We start from the raw sequence: 22,811 nt of genomic DNA, 5'->3' as shown, positions 1-22,811 counted from the left end.
CGTCAGGCCGTAAGCGCCGGAAGGTTGAGCGATCGATCCTGAAGGGCTTCGATGGGGCATGGACGGCCGAACAGGAAGCCCTGTACCTCGTCGCAGCCCTCCGCAACCAGGACGTGGAGCTGCTCCTCCGTCTCCGCGCCTTCGGCAAGGATGGTCACATCGAGGCTCTTGCCGAGTGCAACGATGGCTCGGATGAAGGCCTTCGACTGGCGGCCGTCCAGTTCGTTGACGAAGCTTCGGTCGAGCTTGATCTTGTCGAACGGGAATACCCGAAGCGTTTCCAGCGAGGAATACCCCGTTCCGAAATCGTCGATCGCGATCATCACGCCCATTGCACGGATCTGGCGGAGAATGTGGAGTGCCCTGCCCTTGTCGCCGATAATGGCGCTTTCCGTGACCTCCAACTCCAATCGCGACGGCGGAAGACCCGTTCGCAGCAGGACGGAGCGGACCTTGTCCACGAGCGAGACATCCCCGAGCTGCAGCGGCGACAGGTTGACCGCGATCTTGTGACCGAGACCCCAGGCAACGGCTTCGCGACAGGCCTCCTCAAGCACCCAGTCGCCGATCGGGGAGATGAGCCCGCATTCTTCCGCAATCGGAATAAAAGTCGCCGGTGAGATCAGCCCGCGCTGCGGATGCCGCCAGCGCAGCAGCACTTCGTATCCGGTCGTCTCACGCGTCCTCGCCGACTTCTGCACCTGATAGACGAGAAAGAACTGCCTCTCCTCAAGCGCAACGCCGAGATCGCGGCCCATGGCGCGACGTTCGCGCGCAGCCTCGTCCATCGCGGCTTCGTAGAAGCTGATGCGCTGTTCCGGCTGCGCCTTGGAGCGATACATCGCCATGTCGGCATTGTTCAGCAGCTTCTCGCGGTCCGCGGCGTCCGAGGGATAGACCGACACGCCGATGCTGGCGCCGGGCAGGATCTCCGTCTCATCGATGACGATCCGCTCGGTCAGCGCCCGAAAAAGGCGGCCGATGAAATCCTCGAGGTCCTTTTCCTGAACAAAACGCTTGAAGGCAACGAACTCGTCCCCGCCGAAGCGTCCGACGGCCTCGTGCTCGCCCATGAGTTTCTGCATCCGGCTCGCCAGCGCATAAAGCACCTTGTCGCCCATCGCATGGCCGTAGCGGTCGTTGATTTCCTTGAAATCGTCGAGATCGATGCAGATGGCCGCGACTTTCTCCGAGCCGCTGACAGTCTCGATCGCGGCGTCGAGCCGCTCGCCGAACTGGTGCCGGTTGGCAAGGCCCGTCAGGGCATCGTGCCGGGCGAGATGCCGGATCTTTTCCTCGGCATCCACACGCGCGGTGATGTCTTCGAGCGTCATGACGAAGGAACCATCGCCGGTCGGCCGATGTACCGTGCGGATCGTCCGTCCGCTCGCCACCTCCCGCGCTGTTTCGCCCCCACCGGGGGCCATAAACAGTGCGCGATGCTGCTCGTACAGCCCGTCCGCGTCATGCGATCCGGTCTGGTCGGTCTTGAAACGCTCGTAACAGAGCGAATGAAAGGTCCGCCCGACGATGTCCAACGAGCGGGGAAACTCGATGATCTCGCGGAAGAGTTCGTTGTGCAGAATCAGCCGCTCGTTCGCGTCGAAAAGTGCAATCCCGTGCCCCATGGTGTTCAGCGCAATCGAGAGATTGTTGGTGACGTCGAGCAGCCGTGCCGCGCTGTCCTTGGCTTCGGTACAGTCGCGCGTGATCTTGGCAAAGCCGATATGATCGTTGTGCTCGTCGTAGATCGGGTCGATCACGACGGACGCCCAGAACGCCGTACCATCCTTGCGATACCGCCATCCCTCCGTCTCGAACTTGCCCGTGGCAAGCGCCGTGCGCAGAGCGTGTTCGGGCGCGCCGTTCACGCGTTCGTCTTCGGAGTAGAAGACGGCAAAGTTCTTGCCGACGATCTCGCCGTCGGCATAGCCCTTCATGCGTTGCGCGCCAACGTTCCAGTTGGTTACCCGACCCGAGGGATCGAGCAGGTAGATCGCGTAGTCGCTGACGCCCTGGACGAGATGCCGGAACCGCGTGTTCATGGCCATGGTCGCGTTCTCGGACCGGCTGGCGAAAAGAGCGGCAGCAAGAACGGAAAACAACAGCGACAAGGCGGTCGTGGCGATCACGATGACCATAAGGGCCGGCGACAGCAGGTTCGACGGGAGCGGCGAGTCGGCCATCGGCGTCATGACAACACCACCCATCGAGGTGAAATGCATGGAGACGACGCCGAGCGTCAGAAGGCTTGCCGCAGCGGCCAGACGCTTCGGACTCCGGCGCCCAAGGCTCACGCACGCAAATCCGGGAACCGAAAACAGTACGGCAAGAAGAATGGCGCTCCAGACGAGAGTCGCATTCCAGTGGATCGCGCCGGGAAACTCGATGGCCGTCATGCCGACAAAGTGCATCGTGGAAACGCCGAGACCGAACAGAATACCGGCCATGATGAAGGCCAGACGGCCGGTCAGCAACGAGGCAACCGCGACCGCAAGAAAGGTCGTCGTCACCGAGATCGCAAGCGACAGCAGCGTGCGCGACGGCTCGTAGCCGAGAACCAGCGAAGCCTCATAGGCCAGCATCGCGACGAAATGCGTCGCCCATATGCCGAAACCGCCGGACGTCCCGGCGCTGACGAGCCAGATCCACCGCACATATCCACCCGCACGATGGGCGCGCTGCAGAAGCATCATGGCTGCCGCACAGGAAACGAGACACAGAAAACCGGCAAAAACAACCAGACGCAAATCATGCTCCGTTGTGATGCACGAGAGAACTCTGAGCATGGGCACGCCTCATGGCGAACCGCCGCAACCCATAAAGGTGCGTGGGTCGAAAATATAGAGAAACAGGCATCCGAACGGCTGACTGCGTGACGAAAGCGATGATGGGGGACACCGGAGCAAGGCCGTGGGAACAGCGACCCGATCGGCATCCCGGCTCACACTACCTCCGGAATCCTTCAAGCCGCATTAATGCGTCCCATTTATAGGGTGAAAGATGCATCCTTATTTCCGGGCGAAGTCGCTGCGGACGATCCCGTATCGCTGGAGTTTGTCGTAGAAGGTCTTGCGGGGAATACCGAGCGCCTCGATCGTCCTCTGTACGTCCCCCTCGGCCTCACGAAGAGCGGTGCGGATGAGCTCCGCCTCGATCCGGTCCATCCGCTGCGGCAGCGTACCGGCTCCTGTATCCGATACATCCAGCGCGCCCGGAGACGCCCCCTCCGGTGAAAAACCCAACACAGTCCGCTCGGCGAAATGGGTGAGTTCGCGCACATTGCCGGGCCAGTCATGCTCGGCCAGATAGCGACGCACGGCATCGGTCATGACGGGCACGTCCCGCTTGAAGCGCGATGCGGCTCGGACGGCGAAGGTGGAGAACAACAGCGGAATATCGTCGCGGCGCTCGCGCAGGGGCGGGATCGACAGCGTCACGACATTCAGCCGGTAATAGAGATCCTCGCGAAAATCGCCTCGAGACCGCGGATCGCCGAGGTCCACCTTCGTCGCCGCCACCACCCTGAGATCGACCGGGCGCACCTCGTTGGTGCCGAGCGGCGTTACCTCGCGCATTTCCAGCACGCGCAGCATCTGCACCTGCGTCGCAGGCGCCATGCTCTCGATCTCGTCGAGAAACAGGGTGCCCCCGCTCGAATGCTCGATCCGACCCACGCGCTTCTTCTGCGCACCGGTGAAGGCGCCGGGTTCGTGCCCGAAAAGCTCGCTCTCGATGACCTGCTCCGGCAGCGCGCCGCAGTTCAGCGCAACGAAATGCCCCTTCGCTCGCCGGCTCCAGCGGTGCAGCAGCGTTGCCACGACCTCCTTGCCGCTGCCGGTCTCCCCCGTCATCAGCACGTCGACATCCGTGTCGGCGATCTGACGGATCGTCTCGCGCAGCCGCTCCATGGCCGGTGTCTGCCCGATCAGCAGTCCGCCATCCCGCGCCTCTTCCGCCGCATCGCGCAACGCCCGGTTTTCCAGCACCAGCCGGCGTTTTTCTCCAGCATGCATGACACCCTGCACCAGCCGGTCGGTCGGAAACGGCTTGGGCAGGAAATCATAGGCACCATCCCGGATCGCCTTCACTGCCATCGGAATATCGCCGTGCCCCGTCATGAGGATGACGGGGATATCCGGATCGATGCGGCGGATACGGTCGAACAGCTCCAGACCGTCGATAAGCGGCATGCGGATGTCCGTGACGACGACGCCGGGGAAGCGCGGATCGAGCAGGGCCAGCGCTTCCAACGCGGAGGAGACGGCGGTGACGGTGAAGCCGCCGAGTTCCAGCGTCTGCCGCGTCGCCTTCAGGAGATCGCGGTCATCATCGACCAGGAGAACGTTGACCTCGCTCATGCCTCTGCCCTTTTCAGGTGAATGGTGAAATGCGCCCCACGATCCGAACTCTCGACGGCGATGCGCCCGCCGTAATCGGCAAGGATATCCCGCGAGATGACGAGCCCGAGCCCGAGGCCACGCTCCTTGGAGGTGTTGAACGGCGTGAAGAGCGCGCTCATGATGTCCGGCGAGATGCCCGGACCGTTATCCCGGACATGCAGAAGGACATCGTCGCCCTGCGTCTCGACCTCGACATCCACCCGCGCATCGCTGCGGCCGGACAAAGCCTCCAGTGCGTTCTGCAACAGATTGATCAGCACCTGCTCCAGCCGCACGCGATCGCCGAGCACAAGGAGGTCCGCGTCCGGCAGGCCGATCTGCAACGCATCGAGCCGCCCGGCGAACCGGCTCTTCAACAGCATGACGGCGCTCTCCACGATGGTGCGGACGGACACCGGCCCGGCCGGCGCCCGGCCCTTGCGGGAAAACGTCTTCAACTCATCGGTGATGCTGCCGATCCGGTCGGTCAGCGCGGCGATGCTCTCGAGATTTTCGTCGACCGGCCCCGTCTGCGCGCGCGTCAGGAACACGCGGGCATTGTCGGCATAGGCGCGGATGGTGGCGAGCGGCTGGTTGATCTCATGTGCGACGCCCGCAGCAACCTGCCCGAGGATGGCAAGCCGGTTGGCATGGACGAGCTCCTGCTGCACGCCCTGAAGCTTGGTTTCCGTCGCCCGGTGACCGGCGATCTCGTCTTCCAGCCTGTCGCGTGCCGATGTCAGGGCTTCCGTGCGCTCGCGCACCCGCCGCTCCAACTCCTCGCGCGCGGCCAGTTCCCGCGCCAGCCGCCCGATCGCCTGCTGGCGACGGGCCAGCAGAAACGCCGCCAGCGCGGCCATCGGCAGGACGACCGCGAGGCCTTGCAAACGCTTGCTCTGAACCGACGCAGCAACGGCAGCATCGGTCTCCACGAGATAATCGAGGCTCCAGCCCGTCGAGAGCACGGCAACGGCGAGACGCAGGAAATCCCGCTGGCGCTCGCCGGGCATGACGGCACTCACCCGCTCGACACCCGGCGACATCCTCTCAAGTACCGTGATCGGCACCGGCGTCAGCGGCGCATCGCCGAATTGAAGACTGGTGCGGATCGCATCGAGGCTGTCGGGGGCGAGAGGCGTCATCGCCATGAACCGCCAGGAGGGAACACTGGTGATCAGTACGACGCCGTTCTGGTCGGTCACGAAGGTCGGCCGCCCCGCCATGCTCCAGTCGGTCTCGATCTGGTCGAATTCCATCTTGGCCACGACGACGCCTAGAGGGCCGGACGCGCCTTCGATCCGCTGCGAAATATAGAGGCCCGGACGCTTGCTGACCGATCCGAGCGCGAAATGCTCGGCCGTCCCCGCCGCCATTGCCTTGGTGAAATATTCGCGGAACGTATAGTCGTTGCCGACGAAGCTCGTCGGCTCCTGCCAGTTGCTCGACGCAATCGCGATCCCGTCCCGCCCAATGACATAGATGACGGCTGCGTTCGTATCGGCGACGATCTCCTCCAGCTTGCGGTCGAGGCTCAGGCTGCGCTCCGCATCGGGCCGCTCGAGCGTATCGGCAAGCTGACGATCCCGGGCCAGCAGCATCGGCAAGGCGCGCGGTCGCTCCAAGACGGCTCTGAGGTGCGCGACCTTCAAGCTGGTATCCGTGCGGGCCTGTGCTTCCAGCGTCCGGAGCGCGTCCTCCCGTCCGAGATAGGACCCCGCCAATATCGCCACCATCAGCCCGGCAAGGACAAACGCCCCAAGGACGACCCAGGGAAGAACGCGGTCCCGAGGGGCGGATTTCGGACGGATCTGGAGCGGATGGTGCATATCCTATTGTGCATAAATTCGGACAAACCGCAAACGACACCGTGCGGAAATCCGCATGATCCGTCTCTACGGCCGACAGGCACTAGGATCTTTCCAAGGAAAAACAATAGGCTGACCTGCGTCTGAAAACTGGCACGCTCTTTGCAAATCTCTCGCTTGAGTAGGAACAGTCCCGGGAGAGCCAGTTGGCGGGGGACGCAAGGAGGAACGACATGCACGCGATACCCGAACCGATGGCACCCCAGTCGAAGCTGCCCTTCTACCGGCATCTCTATTTCCAGGTCCTCACCGCGATCATCGCGGGTATCCTGCTGGGTCACTTCTACCCGCAACTCGGAACACAGCTGAAGCCTCTGGGCGATGCCTTCATCAAGCTGGTGAAGATGATCATCGCGCCGGTCATCTTCCTCACCGTCACCACCGGCATCGCCGGCATGTCGGACCTGAAGAAGGTCGGCCGCGTCGCCGGCAAGGCGATGCTGTACTTCCTGACGTTCTCGACGCTGGCGCTTGCCGTCGGCCTCGTCGTCGCCAACCTCGTGCAGCCGGGCGCCGGCATGCACATCAGCGCCGCCTCGCTGGATGCGACGGCTGTGGAGACCTATACGACGAAGGCGCATGAGGCGAGCATCGTCGGCTTCCTGATGAACATCATTCCGCAGACCATCGTCGGCGCCTTTGCCGATGGCGACATTCTGCAGGTCCTGTTCTTCTCCGTGCTGTTCGGCATCGCGCTCGGCATGGTCGGCGACAAGGGCCGTCCCGTCACGGACTTCCTGAATGCCGTGACCGCCCCCATGTTCCGCCTCGTGGCCATCCTCATGAAGGCCGCACCGATCGGTGCCTTCGGCGCCATGGCCTTCACCATCGGCAAATACGGCATCGGCTCGATCGCCAACCTCGCCTTCCTCATCGGCACCTTCTACCTGACGGCCGCGATTTTCGTCTTCGGCATCCTCGGCGCCGTTGCCCGCTACAACGGCTTCTCGATCCTGGCGCTGATCCGCTACCTGAAGGAAGAGCTTCTGCTCGTCCTCGGCACGTCGTCTTCGGAAGCAGCCCTTCCCGGCCTGATGGCGAAGATGGAACGTGCGGGCTGCAAGCGCTCGGTCGTCGGACTCGTCATCCCCACGGGTTATTCGTTCAACCTCGACGGCACGAACATCTACATGACGCTCGCCGCCCTGTTCATCGCCCAGGCGACCGATACGCCGCTCGGCTATGGTGACCAGATCCTTCTGCTGCTCGTGGCCATGCTCTCGTCCAAGGGTGCTGCCGGCATCACAGGCGCCGGCTTCATCACGCTCGCTGCCACGCTCTCGGTCGTTCCCTCGGTTCCCGTCGCCGGCATGGCGCTGATCCTCGGCATCGACCGCTTCATGTCGGAGTGCCGCGCGCTCACCAACTTCATCGGCAACGCGGTCGCAACCGTCGTCGTCGCCCGTTGGGAAAACGAGCTGGACAAGGACCAGCTCGCCGCAGCCCTCGCCGGCAACGCCCCGCCGCTGGTCGAACCGGTACCCGCCCTCCAGGCTGCGGAATAACCTTCGAATTGCACCGGATGCCTCTTGGCTTTCGGTGCCACCCTCCCCCCGGCATCGCCCGTGGGGTGCCTCCCAAGGCCGAACCCCCCGCCACAAGCGGGGGTTTTCGTTTGCCCGGTCAAGGCAGCTTGCCCCACCGGATCAGCCAAGACCCGGCTCCGTCGAACACGCAAAACGCGAAACGCCCGCGACAAGGCGCGGGCGTTTGGTGGGGCCGTCCGGCAGATGCCGGCGGCAGGTATTCGATGTCAGATCAGAGAGCGGCGGCCGAACGGGCGACGGTGCGGATGTCGCTGCGGGCAATGCCGAGATCGTTGAGTTCGTGGGTCGTCATGCGGCCGAGTTCGTTGACCGTCTGACGGTACTTGCGCCACGTGCTGAAAGAGCGCGCTACGTTCATGATATTCCCTTTCCAAGGTCTTCGAGGGGTCTTTCGAAACACCGTCTGGATGTTTCCGAGTGCCAGACCCCGTTGCTGTTCGATGACCGTTTTATACGCCTCCGCACCGCGACCAACCAGCGCAAAGCCCTCAGGCCACCCATGCGCCAGCCGCACGGCTTTCCCGCATTCAATCGGTTCGCTCCCTTAGCAACACATGGCGGCAACATATGAAAAGCCGGCCGCCCTTTCGGAACGACCGGCTCGTCAAATCGCTAATTTGCTGAAGCTTACATCTTCGGCAGAAGAACCTTGTCGATGACGTGGATAACGCCGTTCGACTGCTTCACATCGGCAATGGTGACATGGGCCACGCCGCCGGTTTCGTCGGTGAGCGTGATCTTGCCGCCCATTTCCTTGGCCTTCAGCACGCAGCCGCCGACGGTCTTCACGTCATGCTCGCCGCCATCGTCCTTGATCATCTTGGCGATCGCCGTGGACATCGCATCGGCAGCGACGACGTGGCAGGTCAGGACCTTGGTCAGCTGGGCCTTGTTTTCAGGCTTCAGAAGCGTTTCCACGGTGCCCTTCGGCAGCGCCTCGAAGGCTTCGTTGGTCGGTGCGAAGACTGTGAACGGGCCCTTGCCCTGCAGGGTCTCGACCAGACCGGCCGCCTTGACGGCGGCGACCAGCGTCGTGTGGTCCTTGGAGTTGACGGCGTTCTCGACAATGTTCTTGTCTTCGAACATGGCAGCGCCGCCGACCTTCGGGTTGGCGGCATAGGCGGAAACGGCGGTGGCGGAAACGAGTGTCGCAAGGGCGATGGTACGGAGTGCGGACGTCAACATGGATGGTTCCTCTTCCTGTTCGGTTCTCGGCCCGGCGCGGTCGCGCCTTTCGGGGCGTCACGTCTCGGGTGACAGACAGGAGACGAGCCGGCCGCAGAAAGAGTTTCGGCCGGAGAGAGCCCCGGCCGATGAATCATTAAGAAGTGTTGAGCATGTCCCGATCAGGGATGGCGCGCCTGCCCGGCTGCGATGACAGGCCCTGTAGGCAGGCCGGTCGGCGATCCGCCGGGCGGCTCGACGCTGACGGCAAGCGTCATGCCGTCGCCAAGGTTCGCCCGCAGCGCTGAGGGAACCTCGATCACGCCGCGGCCATCCTGCGGCAGGACACCGAGCGGCACAGGGGCGGCATCGCCGCCCGGAACCATCCACAGCTGTAGCGAGCGCGGCTGCCCTGCATCGGCGGCAACTGGCGTCACGGCGATCCGTCCGCTCGCAGCATCGTAGGAGGCGAGCAGCGCCAGAGGCGACCCCTCGCCCGTCATGGAGGCGACAAGCGGTGCAGGCGGCGCCGCGGGTCCGAACAGTCCTTGCTGGAAGGCAGCCATACCGACGACGGCCGCCAGCGAGGTGAAGGCGATGCCCCGCCAGAGCGCCAGGGAGTGCCACCATCCGGCACGTGCGGCACCGGCGGCAACGGGAGTGCCGAACAGGCGCGCCTCGATCTTCGGATAGACAGTGCGCGGCGGCGTTTCCTCGTCCGCCGGCTCCAGCGGGCTCAGACGGTCTTCCCACTGGGCGACAAGCAGGGCGAACGCCGGTTCACGCTCGATCCGGATTTCCAGCCGCTTCCGATCGGCGAAGGACAGCACGCCCACGGCATACTCGGCGGCAAGCACCTCGTCGCGGGAGCGGTCTCTGTCGCTGTCATCCAACTCGGTCATCGCTCCAGGCACTCTTTCAGTTTCAGGAGGCTGCGGCGCAGCCAGGTTCGCATCGTATTGAGCGGCACGCTATAGCGCTCCGCCAGTTCCTGGTAACTCAATCCCTCGACATAGGCGTTCCGGACGGCATCGGCTCGCTCCGGGGGAAGTTCGCCCATGCAGCGGTCAATCCGCCGCCCTTCGCCGAGGCCGATCGAGACGGCCTCAGGATCGGGGCCGCCATCGGCGATCTCGAGCCCCTCGTCACCGATCGTGTCGGCTGCCGGCCGGCGTGCCCGGATCATGTCGATCGCCTGGTTGCGCGCGATGGCCGCCAGCCAGCCGTTCGGGTTCACGCCCGTCGCCGCGTACCGGTCTGCACGCTGCCAGATTTTGACGAAGACATCCTGAAGAGCATCCTCGGCATCCGTCCGATCCTTGAGGATACGCAGGCAGATGGCAAAGAGTTTCGGGGAGACGGCGGAATAAAGCGACGCCAGCGCTGCGCGATCGCCCATGGCGACCTTTGAAATCAGTCCGGCGATATCAAGACTGGGCACGAAGCCGCCTTTCTCACGGGAGACGCGGCCTTGATGGCCAAGACGCCTTCGAACAACGAGCCGCCGTCAGGCCACTCCTCCACACTGCAGCGCAAGATATAGCGCTTTATTTCACTGTCCAGTGACGTAAGCGAGCATTTCAAGACAAGGATCGTTCACGGCTGCACTACAGTCATAACGGCTATAAAACGGCCGCTACGCATCGCTCGGTTGCGGCCTGAAGGTCGCGACGCGATAGCCGTAGAAAAGAACGATCAGCACGAAGATGCCGGTGGAGACCGGATCGACATAGGTCGAAACGACATCATAAGCCTGACCGAGCAGATAGCCGGCAAGCGCCAGCCCGGAGGTCCAGGCGACGGTTCCGATGAGCGAGAAGATGGTGAAGGTGGAGAGCGGCATACGGGCGATGCCGGCGGGCACCGAGATCAGCGTGCGGATCGTCGGAATGAGCCGGCCGACGAGGATGGCGGTCGCCCCCTTCTCGCGAAACCGCCTGCTTGCTGCGTCCACGTCCGCCTCGGTCAGCGTCAGCCAGCGCCCATGCTTTGCTGCCAGCCGTTTCATCCGCGCTTCGCCGAGCTTTCGCCCGGCATAATACCACGGCATGACCCCGAGCAGCGATCCGATGCTGCCCGCGACGATGACGGTCACGATCGACATGTCGCCCTGCGAGGCACGATAGCCGGCGAGCGGCATGATGAGTTCCGAGGGGATGGGCGGGAAAATGTGTTCCAGGAACATGAGAAGCGCGATGCCCCACGGGCCGAACATCTGCATCAGGCTTTCAACGATATTTTCCATGGGTCCTCGAACGGGGTATTATTCCGGCCCCAATGTGATGTTGCTGCGGTGCGAAAGGAAGAGGTCTACCGCACGAGTGTGATCACGTAATCGGCAATAAGCTTGATCGAAAGTATCATCAACGTGAACTGCACGATCTTGAAGAACAGGCCATCGGGGATGACGAGCGTCAGCCGCCGGCCCGCGATCGTGCCGATGATGGCGGCCGGCGCCAGCCAGAGGACCAGCGACGTATCGTAGTTGGAGAACTGCTGCAGCTGCCAGTAGGGAAAGATCTTCGCGACATTCACAATGGCGAAGAGAATGGTGGACGTCCCGGCAAACGTCATTTTCTCCAGCCGCTGCGGCAGCACATACATCTGGTAGGGCGGCGCGCCGGAATGGGACACGAAGCTCGTCAGTCCCGTCAGCGTTCCCCAGAAGAGACCGCCCGGAACATCGGCCTCACGTGCGGCCTTCCGGTAGCGCGCGCCGAACCAGATGTTGAGGCAGAAGAGCACGCCGACGAGCCCAACGAGTGCCCCGATGACCACGGCCGACAGATGGGCGCTGAACAACCAGCCGAGAAAGACGCCGAAGAGTGCTGCAGGCGTCAGGATGACGAGGTTCCTGCGCGAGAAATCCTTGCGGTAAAGGTACAGCCCGACCATGTCGCTCGCGACATAGATCGGCAGCAGCAGCGCCGCGGCCGTCACCGGCGAGATGACGAGCGCCAGCAGCGGCACGGAAATGGTGCCGACCATCGGCAGTCCACCCTTGGACAGGCCGACCAGAAAAGCGGCGACGACGGCGATGGCGATCACCAGCGGCGTATGTTCAATCATGGAATTGCCGGCGCGGACGCCGCCTTGATGCGAGAGTATGCCGCAATCGAGGCTCCTCCAGAGACTGCGGCGTGTCCGCCGATCTGTTCAGGATCGGCGGCACGTCGTCAAGTCTAAAGCTGCCCGCGTGGGCAGTCCGAGGAAACGTCGAAACTTAGCGGACCAGCGCTTCCGGCAGCAGTGCCTGCGGCATGTCCTGATAGCTGACCGGACGCAGGAAGCGATAGATCGCCAGCGTGCCGACGGACGTCGTACGGCCGTCCGACGTTGCCGGATAGGGGCCGCCATGGACCATGGCCGGAGACACCTCGACGCCGGTGCCGAACCCGTTGACGAGCAGGCGCCCGGCCAGAAGTTCGAGCTTCGGCAGGAGCTTGCGAGCCGCTTCGTGATCCGCCTCGTCGATATGGAGTGCCGCCGTCAGCTGACCTTCCATCGCGTCGATCACCGCCTCGAGTTCCGCGGCATCCGCGCAGCGGATGATCAGACCGGCCGCACCGAAGACTTCGTCCTGCAGGTCGTGATGCGCGAGAAAGGCCTTGGCGCTCGTCTCGAACAAGGCGGCACGGCCCTGCGTCGCAGTGCCTTCCAACCCTTGCGCCAGCGTCTTCACCTCGGCGTGGCCCGACAAGCGGGTGACGCCTGAGAGATAAGCCTTGCAAATGCCGCTGGTGAGCATGGTCTGCGCCGGAATGGCGCTCAGCGCTTCGCCGGCCGCCGCGATGAAGGCATCGAGCCCGGGGCCGTCGATGGCGAGAATCAGGCCGGGATTGGTGCAGAACTGGCCGGCACCGAGCGTCAGCGAGCCGGCAAAGGCCTTGCCGATGGCGGCGCCGCGAGTGGCCAGCGCATGTTCGAACAGGATAACCGGATTGATCGAGCTCATCTCGGCATAGACCGGGATCGGCACCGGGCGTTCCGCCGCAATCTTCATCAGCGCCGTGCCGCCGGCGCGCGAGCCGGTGAAGCCGACAGCGCGAATGCGATGATCGGCGACCAGTGCCTGACCGATGGCCCGGTCCTCATCGAACAGTATCGAGAACGTTCCAGCCGGCAGGCCGCAATCGGCAACCGCCTTCTGCACGGCGCGACCAACGAGCTCAGACGTGCCGGGATGGGCGGAATGCGCCTTGACGATCACGGGGCAGCCGGCGGCAAGCGCGGAGGCCGTATCCCCACCGGCAACCGAGAAGGCCAACGGAAAGTTGGAGGCACCGAAAACGGCGACGGGGCCGACGGCGATGTTGCGCAGACGCAGGTCCGGCTTCGGCGCAGGCTTGCGCTCCGGGTCCGGCGCGTCGAAACGCAGGCTCTGGAATTCGCCGGCCCGTACTTCGGCGGCAAACAGCCGAAGCTGGCCGACCGTCCGGCCCCGTTCGCCTTCCAGTCGTCCGCGCGGCAGGCCGGATTCGGCCATGGCGCGCTCGATAAGGCTGTCGCCGATGTCGAGAATGTTCTGGGCGATGGTTTCGAGAAACGCCGCGCGGGCCTCGAGCCCCGTTTCGCGATAGTTTCCGAACGCCTCCCAGGCGAGCGCTGCGGCTTCCTCGACATCGGCAGTCGTCGCGCCCGAGAAGACCGTGGGCAGCGCCTCACCCGTGGCGGCGTCGTACCCGGTGATCGCACCGCCCTGCCCGCGCCGCGCCGTTGCACCGATCAGAAGTTCGCCTGTGAGGGTCATGCTCGTCTCCTTGGTCCTGTCATGAGGCAGCGTCCGATGCCACCGTTCGCCACGGCGCATGTCGCACCGCAGCGTGTGAAGGTCTGTATAGGGTGTGGCGCCGGCGATTTAAACCGCAAGAGCCGGATTACCGCACCGCACCTCCAATTTCGGCTTTTGCCATAATCCAGCGACAGCACGTAAAACGAGCATCAGATTGAAATGTAATTTATGCTTGCATCTACGTCAGGAGTCTCCCAGAAATAAACGCGTGCAAGGGGGACGAGCGTGCAGTCCGCAGTTGAAACGTTCATTCGTCGGTGGCAGGGACAGGAAGGTGGGCAGGAGCGTGCCAATTACGCCCTGTTCCTCACCGAACTTTGCGATCTCCTCGGCCTGCCCCATGCCCAGCCGGCCGCCGCCAGCACGGAGGCCAACGACTACGTCTTCGAGCGCGTCGTGCGCGAGCCCAACCGCGAAGGCGCACCCACGCGCCGCCGGATCGACCTCTACAAGCGCGACTGCTTCGTGCTGGAGGCCAAGCAAAGCCGGATCTTCGGCGACAAGAGCCTGCGCGGCACGGCGGGCTCCGCAGAGAACATGCTGGCCTTCCCCGGCATGGAGCCGCAGACCCGCGGCCGGCGCGGAGCCGGTCGCGCCTGGGACGTGCTGATGCGCAATGCGCGCGCGCAAGCCGAGGATTACGTGCGCCTGCTACCGCCCGATCATGATCCCCCACCTTTCCTCCTCGTCTGCGACGTCGGCCACTGCATCGAAATCTACGCGAACTTTCGACGCGACGGGAAGGCCTACGACATCTTCCCGGACCGACGCACCTACCGCATCTATCTGGAAGACCTGCGCGACGAGGCCGTCCGCAAGCGCCTCGTCGCCATCTGGTCCGATCCGCTGTCTCTTGACCCCGCCCGCCACGCCGCCAAGGTCACCCGCGAGATCGCTACCCGGATCGCCAAGGTCTCCCAGGCACTGGAGAAGGCGGGCCATCCCACGGAAGACGTCGCGATGTTCCTGATGCGCGTGCTGTTCACCATGTTCGCCGAGGACGTGGACCTTTTGCCGCGCAACAGTTTCAAGGTCCTGCTGAAGGACTGCGCCGATCGGCCGGAAATCTTTCCCGGCATGATGGAGGAGCTTTGGCGGGCGATGGACGAAGGCGGCTTTTCCGCCACCATCCGCCACCCGGTGCGGCGGTTCAACGGCGAGTTCTTCCGCAACCGCCGTGCCCTGCCCCTCCGGCGCGAGGAGATCGGCGAACTGGCTGCCGCGGCCAACCACGACTGGAAGGATGTCGAGCCCGCCATCTTTGGCACCTTCCTGGAGCAGGCGCTCGACCCAACCGACCGTCGTCGCCTCGGCGCCCATTACACGCCGCGTGCCTATGTGGAGCGGCTGGTCATCGCGACCGTCATCGACCCCTTGCGGCTGGAGTGGGCCGGCATCCGGGCAACCGCTGACCGGCAGAAGACCGAAGGCCGGGAGAAGCAGGCGATCGCCAGCGTTCAGGCTTTCCACGATCGGCTCTGCAACCTGCGCATCCTCGATCCCGCCTGCGGCACCGCCAACTTTCTCTATGTCTCGCTGGAGCTGATGAAAACGCTGGAAAGCGATGTGCTGGAAGCCCTGAACGATCTCGGCGGACAGGAAGCCCTGCACGGGCTGGAGAGCCACACCGTCGATCCCCACCAGTTCCTCGGCCTTGAGGTCAACCCCCGCGCCGCCGCCATCGCCGAACTCGTCCTCTGGATCGGCCATCTGCAACTGCATTTCCGCAACAATGGCGGCATCCCCTCGGAACCGATTCTCAAGGCGTTCCACAATATCCGCTGCATGGATGCGGTTCTCGTGTCGCTAGACGATCCTCGTCCGCCGGACTGGCCGGACGCCGACTACATCGTCGGCAACCCACCCTTCATCGGCGGCAAGGACCTGCGCAACCGCATGGGCGATGCCTATGCGGAAGCCCTGTGGGCCGCGCACCCTGAGATGAACGAGAGTGCCGATTTCGTCATGTACTGGTGGGACAGGTCGGCCGAGCTTTTGGCCCGGAAGGGCACCCGCCTCAAGCGCTTCGGCTTCGTGACCACCAACTCGATCGGCCAGGTCTTCCAGCGTCGCGTCATGGAGCGGTACCTTGCCGCCAAAGCGCCGGTCTCGCTGGTCATGGCGATCCCCGACCATCCCTGGACGAAAGTCACGCGCGACAGCGCCGCCGTGCGGATCGCCATGACCGTTGTGGAAGCGGGCAGGCTGGAAGGACGGCTGATGGAGGTGGTCTCGGAAGACGGCGTGGCGACGGATACGCCGGTGATCCTGTTTCGCGAGACGTCCGGCAGGATTAACGCGGACCTGACCATCGGCACCGATGTGACCGCCGCGGGTGGCCTGAAGGCGAATATCGGGATCTGCTCGCCCGGCGTCAAACTTCATGGGGCCGGCTTCATCGTCAGTCGGAAAGAGGCGGAGCATCTCGGACGTGGCACGCACGCCGGTCTCGACACGCACATCCGGGCCTATTGCAACGGCCGCGATCTGACGAGCCGGCCGCGCGAGGTCATGGCCATCGATCTCCTCGGGCGGACGCAGGACGAGGTGCGCACGTTCTATCCCGAGCTCTACCAGCATCTGAGGCTGACCGTGAAGCCGGAGCGGGACCGCAACAACAGGGCGATCTACCGGGACAACTGGTGGATCTTCGGCGAACCCCGCCGCGAGCTTCGCCCGGCCCTTGCCGGTCTGTCCCGCTACATCGCCACGGTCGAGACGGCAAAGCATCGCGTCTTCCAGTTCCTGGATGCGGATATCCTGCCCGACAACATGCTGGTCGTCATCGCCACGGACGACGCTGCGGTCCTTGGCATCCTCTCGTCCCGCTGGCACGCGATGTGGGCGGCGGCGCAGGGTGGCACGCTCGAAGACAGGCCACGATACTCGAAATCCCGCTGCTTCGATCCCTTCCCGTTTCCCCTCATGGCGGACACGCACCGGAACCCGATCGGCCGTGTCAGTGAAGCGCTCGATGCCCATCGCAAGCGCGTGCTCGCAGCCCATCCGCATCTGACATTGACCAGCCTCTACAACGTGCTCGACCGCATCGTCTCCGGCACGCATCCCGACCGGTTGGAGCCGAGGGAACGCCGGATCTTCGAGGACGGTCTCGTTCTGATCCTAAGGGAGCTGCACGACGAGCTGGATATGGCCGTGGCCGCCGCCTATGGCTGGTCGGCAGACCTGCCCCAAGCCGACGTGCTGGCCCACCTCGTTGCCTTGAACAGGGAGCGCGCCCGGGAGGAGAAGCGTGGAATCGTTCGCTGGGTCCGCCCGGACTACCAGATCGAGCGCTTTGGCTCCGAAACCGAAAGGGCGCAGCAGATCGAGGCCGATCTCAGCCTTCCCCAAGGTATTGCCGCGGCAGCAGGCCTTCCGGCCTTCCCTGCCCGTGACGACGCCGCGCAGACCGCGCTCGTCATCGATGCCTTGATTGCCAGCGGCGGTGCCGTCGATGCGGCCGACATTGCCGGCCGGTTCCGCCAGGGACAGCGTATCCGCCCGGCCGTCGCCAGCGTGCTCGCGTCCCTCTACCGGATGGGGCTGGTCTCCACCTCGGACATGGGAAGAACGTTCGCCTTCCGCCGCGCGGCCTGAGCTTTAACCAGCGCGGTATCCGCGATGATGGCGCCGGCAACCGTCTGTGCCTGGACGCGGATATCCGGCACCGCCGTGATCTCCCAGAACTGCCCGGCCGTCAGCGCACCCACGGCAAAAAGGCCCGGGCGAGCCCCGCCGCCGGCACCGATGGCGCGCGACATTTCATCGACGCGCAAGCCAAGGCCCAACCGGTCGGGAACGATGATCCCCTGATCCGCCATTTCGACCAGCAGGGGCGAATGCCCGATGCCGGCGCGCTCCATGCCGGTACAGTTGACCACCCAATCGACCGGTAGGGACACGACATCCTGCAAACCGCGTGGCCGGTAGGCAAGGCAGGGCCGATTTCCCTCGATGCCGATATCCCGCAAAAACCCGGCATGAACCATCACGGACCCATCGCGACGCAGCGCATCGAACTGCTCGAACACGGGCGGCGCGACACGGTGGCGGTGGATGTTCCACCAGGCCAGGGCATGCCGCAGGAAGCGGGAACGCTCGGGCGGGGAAAGCCGCTGCCACAGCGCCTGCGTTCGCGGCCGCAGGCCATCCATCACCGAGCGCCACTCCGCGCCAGCGCGGACCTGGGCGCGCAGCGCCTGCAGAATGCTGCTGATCGTCAGAGGGTCGTCGGGAAGATCCGGCAGCACAGCCGTGCCATGATGCCCGGCATGAGCATGCGGCACCAGCCCGCGCCGCGAGAGAACGTGGATCACCCCGCGATGCCCCCGGGCCCGAAGCGTCAACACCTGATCGATCATCGTCAGGCCGGAGCCGAGGATACAGATGGTGTCGTCCGGCTTCACCTTCGAAAGCCACTTCAGCCGCCAGGGATTGCGCACCAGCCGCCGCCGCGCCGCGTCTGCGATCCGCTCCTCCCGAAGCGGCAGATCTGCGGTGCCGACACCCAGACACAGGGCCACGGCCCGCGCATGCAGGCTCTCGCCATCCGCCAGTTGAAACAGCAGCCCGTCGTCATGCGAGCGGACGCATCCGGTCGCTTTTGCCCGGATGAAATCGAGTTTGGGGCGCGCATGACGGTCCCTCAGCAGCGAGGCGAGCGTATCGCGAAGATAAAGCCCGTAGTCGCCGCGCGAGGCGAACTCATCGCGCGAGATTCCGCGCCCCTGCCGCTCCAACCAGTTGAGGAAATGATCCGGCTCGTCCGGGAAGACGCTCATGCGCCCCGCCGGCACGTTCAACCGATGAAGGTGGAACTCGGTGCGGTAGGCGGTGCCCCGGCCAAAGGCCGGATCGTCGCCGACAACCGCGATGTTGGCCGACGGCGGCAGCGACCGCAACAGGTGAACGCTGACCGCGATGGCCGAAAACCCCGAGCCGACGACCGCAACATCATAATCCAAAAGCAACCCCTCCGTCTGTCTTCGATGCGGCATCGTGGAGCATTCCGGCAGCAAACCGGAACGCCTGATGACCGCAACACGCCCAAGGTAGAGACGTCACGGAGTTTGTCGAGTGATTTTATAGACGACGCGGTCGAGCCTTCGCCGACACCCATGCCGACAGAGGGCACCGGTATCGGCGATGACCTCGCAATGAGATCAGGACTGGCTGACCTTCAGCGTCGGGCGATGGTCGCCTGCGATCGTCTCGCCGAACGGCCCCGTATTGATCGACTTTTCACGCGTCCTGACGGGATGCGCCAGCGGCAGGTTCGGCAGGACCAGCTCGCCGAAACGGTAGGCCTCCTCGAGATGCGGATAGCCCGACATGATGAACGTATCGATGCCGATCTCGCGGTATTCCTCCATCCGCGCCTTCACCTGATCGGGATCGCCGACCAGTGCCGTGCCGGCGCCGCCGCGCACGAGGCCGACACCCGCCCAGAGATTGGGGCTGACCTCCAGCTTGTCGCGGCGGCCGCCATGCAGGCGGCTCATGCGGCTCTGGCCCACCGAGTCCATGCGCTCGAACACCTTCTGCGCCGCGGCGATCGTGTCGTCATCGAGGTACTGGATGAGTTCGTCCGCCGCCCGCCAGGCCGCTTCCGCCGTCTCGCGCACGATGACGTGCAGGCGGATGCCGAAGGTGACCTCACGGCCTTCGCGGTCGGCCAGCGCCCGAACCTCGGCAATCTTCTTTGCCACGTCCTCCGGCGGCTCGCCCCAGGTCAGGTACTTGTCGATGGTGCGCGCCGCAACCTCCTGCCCGATGCCGGAGGAGCCGCCGAAATAAAGCGGCGGATGCGGCGTCTGGTAGGACGGGAACAGCACGCGCCCATCCTGAATATCGAAGTGCTTGCCCTTGTGGTTGACCGTCTCGCCCTGAAGCAGCGCCTTGTAGATATGGAGGAACTCCTCCGTCACCTCGTAGCGCTCGCCATGGGCATAGTGGATGCCGTCGCCCTTGTTCTCGATCGGATCACCACCGGTCACGACATTGATGAGCACGCGCCCTTCCGAAATCCGGTCGAGCGTCGCCGTCATGCGGGCTGCAAGCGTCGGCGACAGCAGGCCGGGACGCACGGCGATCAGATATTTCAGCTTTTCCGTGAGCGGTGCCAACGCCGACGCGACAACCCAGCTGTCCTCACAGCTCTTGCCGGTGGGGATGAGCACACCGTAATAGCCAAGCGAATCTGCCGCCTGCGCAACCTGCTTCAGATAGGCGAGATCGACATTACGGCCGCCGATGGTGGTGCCGAGATAGCGGCTGTCGCCATGGGTCGGCAGGAACCAGAGGACGTTGATTTTTTCAGGGGCGGAAGTCATGGCGATGTCTCCAGAACGGATGGAAGCTGTGCCCGGCCCTTGCGGATATCCGCAGGCTCCGAGGCGGAAAGGGATTGATTGAGCGCGCTACGAACCCGCGCCCGCGCCTGATCGAAATCGGCACCGCCGCGCTGGTGCGGCCGTGCAATGACGATCTCGTCGAGGATACGGCCGGGCCACGGCTTCATGACGATAACGCGGTGGGCGAGCGAAACGGCCTCGTCGATATCGTGCGTCACGAGGATCATCGTCGCCTGCGTCTCCGACCAGATATCGAGGAGATGTTGCTGAAGCGTTTCGCGCGTCAAGGCGTCGAGCGCGGAAAAGGGCTCGTCGAGCAGCAGAACCTCCGGCCGGGTCACCAGCGCGCGGGCAATGGCAACGCGCTGCGCCTGCCCGCCGGAGAGCGCCTTCGGCATCCGGTCGCCATAGGCTTCCAGGTTCACGCGACAGAGCGCCTCGTTGATCCGCAGCACCTGCTCGGCCCGTGGCAGATGCGCGAGCCCGAAGCCGACATTGTCACGCACGCTCAGCCAGGGCAGAAGGCGCGGCTCCTGAAAGATGAGGTTGATCAGCGGATGCGGCTGCTCGACCGTCTCGCCGTTGATGCTGACGGTGCCCGTGGTTGGCGTGTCGAGCCCGCTGATCAACCGAAGAAGCGTGCTCTTGCCGCAGCCCGAACCGCCGATAACGGCCAAGATCTCGCCCGGCCGTGCGTCCAGCGTAAAGCCGGCGAGCGCCTGCACGCCGCCAGCATAGGTTTTGCCCAGTCCCGTCAGCGACAGCATCAGAGACCTCCCCGGCTAAAACTGTCCTGCCATGCGACCAGCGGCGCGGTCGCGCGCACCAGAAGCGCATCCGACAGCTTGCCAATGACTGCGAAGATGAGGATCGCCGCCATGATCTGGTCCGGCTTGCCCAGTTGCTGGCCATCCACGAGAAGATAGCCGAGGCCTTCGGACGCGCCCATGAACTCCGCTGCGACGACGAACATCCAACCGAGCCCGAGCCCCGCCCGCAGCGAAACGATGAAGGCCGGCAGCACGGCGGGAAAGAGAATGCGCCGAACGAGATCGAACCCGCTCAGCCGAAAAATCCGCCCGACCTCGACGATCTTGCGATCGACCGAGAGCAGCGCCGTGGACACGCCGAGATAGACGGGGAAGAACACGCCCGTGGCGATCAAAACCACCTTGGACGTCTCGAAGATGCCGAACCAGAGGATGAACAACGGCACCCAGGCGATCGATGGAATGGCGCGCAACGCCTGCAAGGTCGGATCGACCGCTGCATGCACAAACCGGAAATAACCGGTGAGGCTTCCCGCAAGCGCACCGGCAGCAGCACCGGCAAGAAACCCGAGAAGCACGCGCAGACAGGTCGAGGCGATATGGTCGGCAAGCTGCCCCGCCGTCCAGAGGTCGGCGAGCGTGGTAACAATGCGCGACGGCGGCGGAACGAGCCGCCCACTGGCCATCCCGCTATCGACTGCCAGCTCCCAAAGAAGAAACGCGCCGAGCGGCAGTGCGACGGCAAGGGCGAACCGAATGAGCGCACCGCCCCAACCGCCTGCCGAAGGGCGCAGCCAGAATGCGCGTGGCGAAACGGCAGCCGTTTCCGCCCGCCCGTCGCCGACGCCTGCTCCCAGCCCTGCTTCTGCCGCGCCGATGGTCATTACTGAATGAGATCCTGACTGAAGCTCGGGTCGATAAGGTCGGCCACGGTCTTGCCGATATCGGCATCGGCCGGCAGAACACCCGCCTCCTGAAGCGCGAGGCCCGCCTTGGTGATGGTCTCGGCCTGCACGTCGCCGATGCGCGATGTGGAGAGATCGGTACGCTCCAGCTGACGGTCGATAACCGCCTCGGGCAGCTTCGCGGCTTCGATCAGCGCCGCCTTCAACGCAGCGGGATCGGCCAGCGCCTGCTTGCGCGCCTCCTCATAGGCGGCCAGAACGCGCTTCACGATGTCAGGGTGTTCGGCGGCAAAGCTTTCCGGCGTGTTCAGCACACCCCAGCTGTTGTTCTCCGGCTTGCGATAGAAGAGCTTTGCGCCCTCCTCCACCTCGGCCGCCGCCATCAGCGGATCGAGACCCGCCCAGGCATCGACATCGCCACGGCTCAGCGCCAGCCGACCATCGGCGTGCTGCAGCAGCACGAACTTCACGTCTTTCGATGTCAGCCCGGCATCTGCCAGCGCCCGCACCAGAAACACATGCGGATCCGTTCCGCGCGTGACGGCAACCGTCTTGCCCTTGAGATCGGCGACGCTCGCAATCTTGGAGTCCTTGCCCGTCACCAGCGCCGTCCACTCCGGACGCGAATAGACATAGACGGACTTGATGGGATTGCCGTTGACGCGGGCGATCAGCGCCGCAGCGCCGGCCGTGGACCCGAAATCGATCGAGCCGGCATTCAGATATTCGAGCGCCTTGTTGGACCCGGCAGACTGGACCCAGCGAATGCTGATCCCGTCTTTCTCGAACGCCTTTTCCAACAGGCCTTCCTTCTTGAGGAGCAGACTGACCGGATTATAGGTGGCCCAGTCGATCCGGATCTCCTTCACGTCGGCAGCAAGCGCGCCGCTCACAGCCCCGGCAAGCACCACGCCGGTGGCAATGCCGAGTGCCAGGAATTTGCCCAAAATCGTTGCCATGTCGCCCACCGTCCTCTCGCCGCCGGCCGCTGCCGGGAAAGATCAGGAAGGTAGAAAGGAGACATGCCGGG

The 22,811-nt window shown here is 64.4% G+C and carries 17 protein-coding genes; 2 read left to right on the top strand and 15 right to left on the bottom strand.

Annotation, left to right across the window (positions count from 1 at the left end; all coding sequences use genetic code 11):
• Positions 1-2: 2 nt before the first annotated feature.
• The 3 genes from C8J33_RS01845 to C8J33_RS01835 form a co-directional block, all read right to left on the bottom strand.
• On the bottom strand, positions 3-2,696 hold the full coding sequence (locus tag C8J33_RS01845; protein WP_422037306.1) for a bifunctional diguanylate cyclase/phosphodiesterase: 2,694 nt from the start codon (positions 2,694-2,696) through the stop codon (positions 3-5).
• A gap of 315 nt (positions 2,697-3,011) precedes the next feature.
• Positions 3,012-4,361: a sigma-54-dependent transcriptional regulator gene (locus C8J33_RS01840; protein ID WP_132662872.1), complete on the bottom strand. Its 1,350-nt coding sequence runs from the start codon at positions 4,359-4,361 to the stop codon at positions 3,012-3,014.
• Positions 4,358-6,208 carry a sensor histidine kinase gene (locus tag C8J33_RS01835; protein WP_132662871.1) on the bottom strand — a complete coding sequence of 617 codons (1,851 nt, stop codon included), beginning with the start codon at positions 6,206-6,208 and terminating at the stop codon, positions 4,358-4,360. Before C8J33_RS01835 ends, C8J33_RS01840 begins: the two co-directional genes overlap by 4 nt.
• Positions 6,209-6,420: 212 nt before the next feature.
• Between C8J33_RS01835 and C8J33_RS01830 the strand changes: the two genes are divergently transcribed.
• Entirely contained in the window at positions 6,421-7,752 is a 1,332-nt protein-coding gene (locus C8J33_RS01830) for a dicarboxylate/amino acid:cation symporter (protein WP_132662870.1), read from the top strand.
• A gap of 253 nt (positions 7,753-8,005) precedes the next feature.
• Here the strand turns inward: C8J33_RS01830 and C8J33_RS01825 are convergent, their stop codons facing one another.
• From C8J33_RS01825 to C8J33_RS01795, 7 genes are all read right to left on the bottom strand, one after another.
• Positions 8,006-8,152, bottom strand: coding sequence for a DUF1127 domain-containing protein (locus tag C8J33_RS01825; RefSeq protein WP_132662869.1), 147 nt, complete (start codon positions 8,150-8,152; stop codon positions 8,006-8,008).
• 269 nt (positions 8,153-8,421) lie between these two features.
• Positions 8,422-8,979: a fasciclin domain-containing protein gene (locus tag C8J33_RS01820; protein ID WP_062592338.1), complete on the bottom strand. Its 558-nt coding sequence runs from the start codon at positions 8,977-8,979 to the stop codon at positions 8,422-8,424.
• Positions 8,980-9,140: 161 nt separating this feature from the next.
• Positions 9,141-9,860, bottom strand: coding sequence for an anti-sigma factor (locus C8J33_RS01815; RefSeq protein ID WP_132662867.1), 720 nt, complete (start codon positions 9,858-9,860; stop codon positions 9,141-9,143).
• A complete protein-coding gene (locus tag C8J33_RS01810; protein WP_422038030.1) occupies positions 9,857-10,357 on the bottom strand; it encodes a sigma-70 family RNA polymerase sigma factor in 501 nt (166 codons plus the stop codon). The genes C8J33_RS01815 and C8J33_RS01810 overlap by 4 nt, the downstream gene beginning before the upstream one ends.
• Positions 10,358-10,594: 237 nt before the next feature.
• The gene (locus tag C8J33_RS01805; protein ID WP_132662866.1) at positions 10,595-11,203 is read right to left on the bottom strand and encodes a DedA family protein; all 609 of its coding nucleotides are present in this window, start codon (positions 11,201-11,203) and stop codon (positions 10,595-10,597) included.
• A gap of 65 nt (positions 11,204-11,268) precedes the next feature.
• Complete coding sequence (locus C8J33_RS01800) at positions 11,269-12,027, bottom strand: sulfite exporter TauE/SafE family protein (protein ID WP_110799271.1); 759 nt, start codon at positions 12,025-12,027, stop codon at positions 11,269-11,271.
• Positions 12,028-12,181: 154 nt separating this feature from the next.
• Positions 12,182-13,708 (bottom strand): aldehyde dehydrogenase (NADP(+)), encoded by a 1,527-nt coding sequence (locus C8J33_RS01795; RefSeq protein WP_132662864.1) that lies wholly within the window; start codon positions 13,706-13,708, stop codon positions 12,182-12,184.
• A gap of 267 nt (positions 13,709-13,975) precedes the next feature.
• On the opposite strand from C8J33_RS01795, the gene C8J33_RS01790 reads away from it, so the two are divergent.
• The gene (locus tag C8J33_RS01790; protein ID WP_132662863.1) at positions 13,976-17,350 is read left to right on the top strand and encodes a class I SAM-dependent DNA methyltransferase; all 3,375 of its coding nucleotides are present in this window, start codon (positions 13,976-13,978) and stop codon (positions 17,348-17,350) included.
• Here the strand turns inward: C8J33_RS01790 and C8J33_RS01785 are convergent.
• The 5 genes from C8J33_RS01785 to C8J33_RS01765 all read right to left on the bottom strand — a co-directional run bounded on the left by C8J33_RS01785 (position 17,284) and on the right by C8J33_RS01765 (position 22,740).
• On the bottom strand, positions 17,284-18,717 hold the full coding sequence (locus C8J33_RS01785) for an FAD/NAD(P)-binding protein (RefSeq protein ID WP_132662862.1): 1,434 nt from the start codon (positions 18,715-18,717) through the stop codon (positions 17,284-17,286). The genes C8J33_RS01790 and C8J33_RS01785 overlap by 67 nt on opposite strands.
• 198 nt (positions 18,718-18,915) lie before the next feature.
• Positions 18,916-20,085: an FMNH2-dependent alkanesulfonate monooxygenase gene (gene ssuD, locus C8J33_RS01780; protein ID WP_110733999.1), complete on the bottom strand. Its 1,170-nt coding sequence runs from the start codon at positions 20,083-20,085 to the stop codon at positions 18,916-18,918.
• On the bottom strand, positions 20,082-20,873 hold the full coding sequence (locus tag C8J33_RS01775) for an ABC transporter ATP-binding protein (RefSeq protein ID WP_132662860.1): 792 nt from the start codon (positions 20,871-20,873) through the stop codon (positions 20,082-20,084). Before C8J33_RS01775 ends, ssuD begins: the two co-directional genes overlap by 4 nt.
• Complete coding sequence (locus tag C8J33_RS01770) at positions 20,873-21,760, bottom strand: ABC transporter permease (RefSeq protein WP_132662859.1); 888 nt, start codon at positions 21,758-21,760, stop codon at positions 20,873-20,875. Before C8J33_RS01770 ends, C8J33_RS01775 begins: the two co-directional genes overlap by 1 nt.
• Positions 21,760-22,740, bottom strand: coding sequence for an aliphatic sulfonate ABC transporter substrate-binding protein (locus C8J33_RS01765; RefSeq protein WP_132662858.1), 981 nt, complete (start codon positions 22,738-22,740; stop codon positions 21,760-21,762). The genes C8J33_RS01770 and C8J33_RS01765 overlap by 1 nt, the downstream gene beginning before the upstream one ends.
• Between the last annotated feature and the right edge of the window lie 71 nt (positions 22,741-22,811).

The organism is Rhizobium sp. PP-CC-3G-465 (assembly GCF_004343445.1).
Classification (GTDB): domain Bacteria; phylum Pseudomonadota; class Alphaproteobacteria; order Rhizobiales; family Rhizobiaceae; genus Ferranicluibacter; species Ferranicluibacter rubi.
This window is presented reverse-complemented; position numbering and strand designations above follow the sequence as displayed.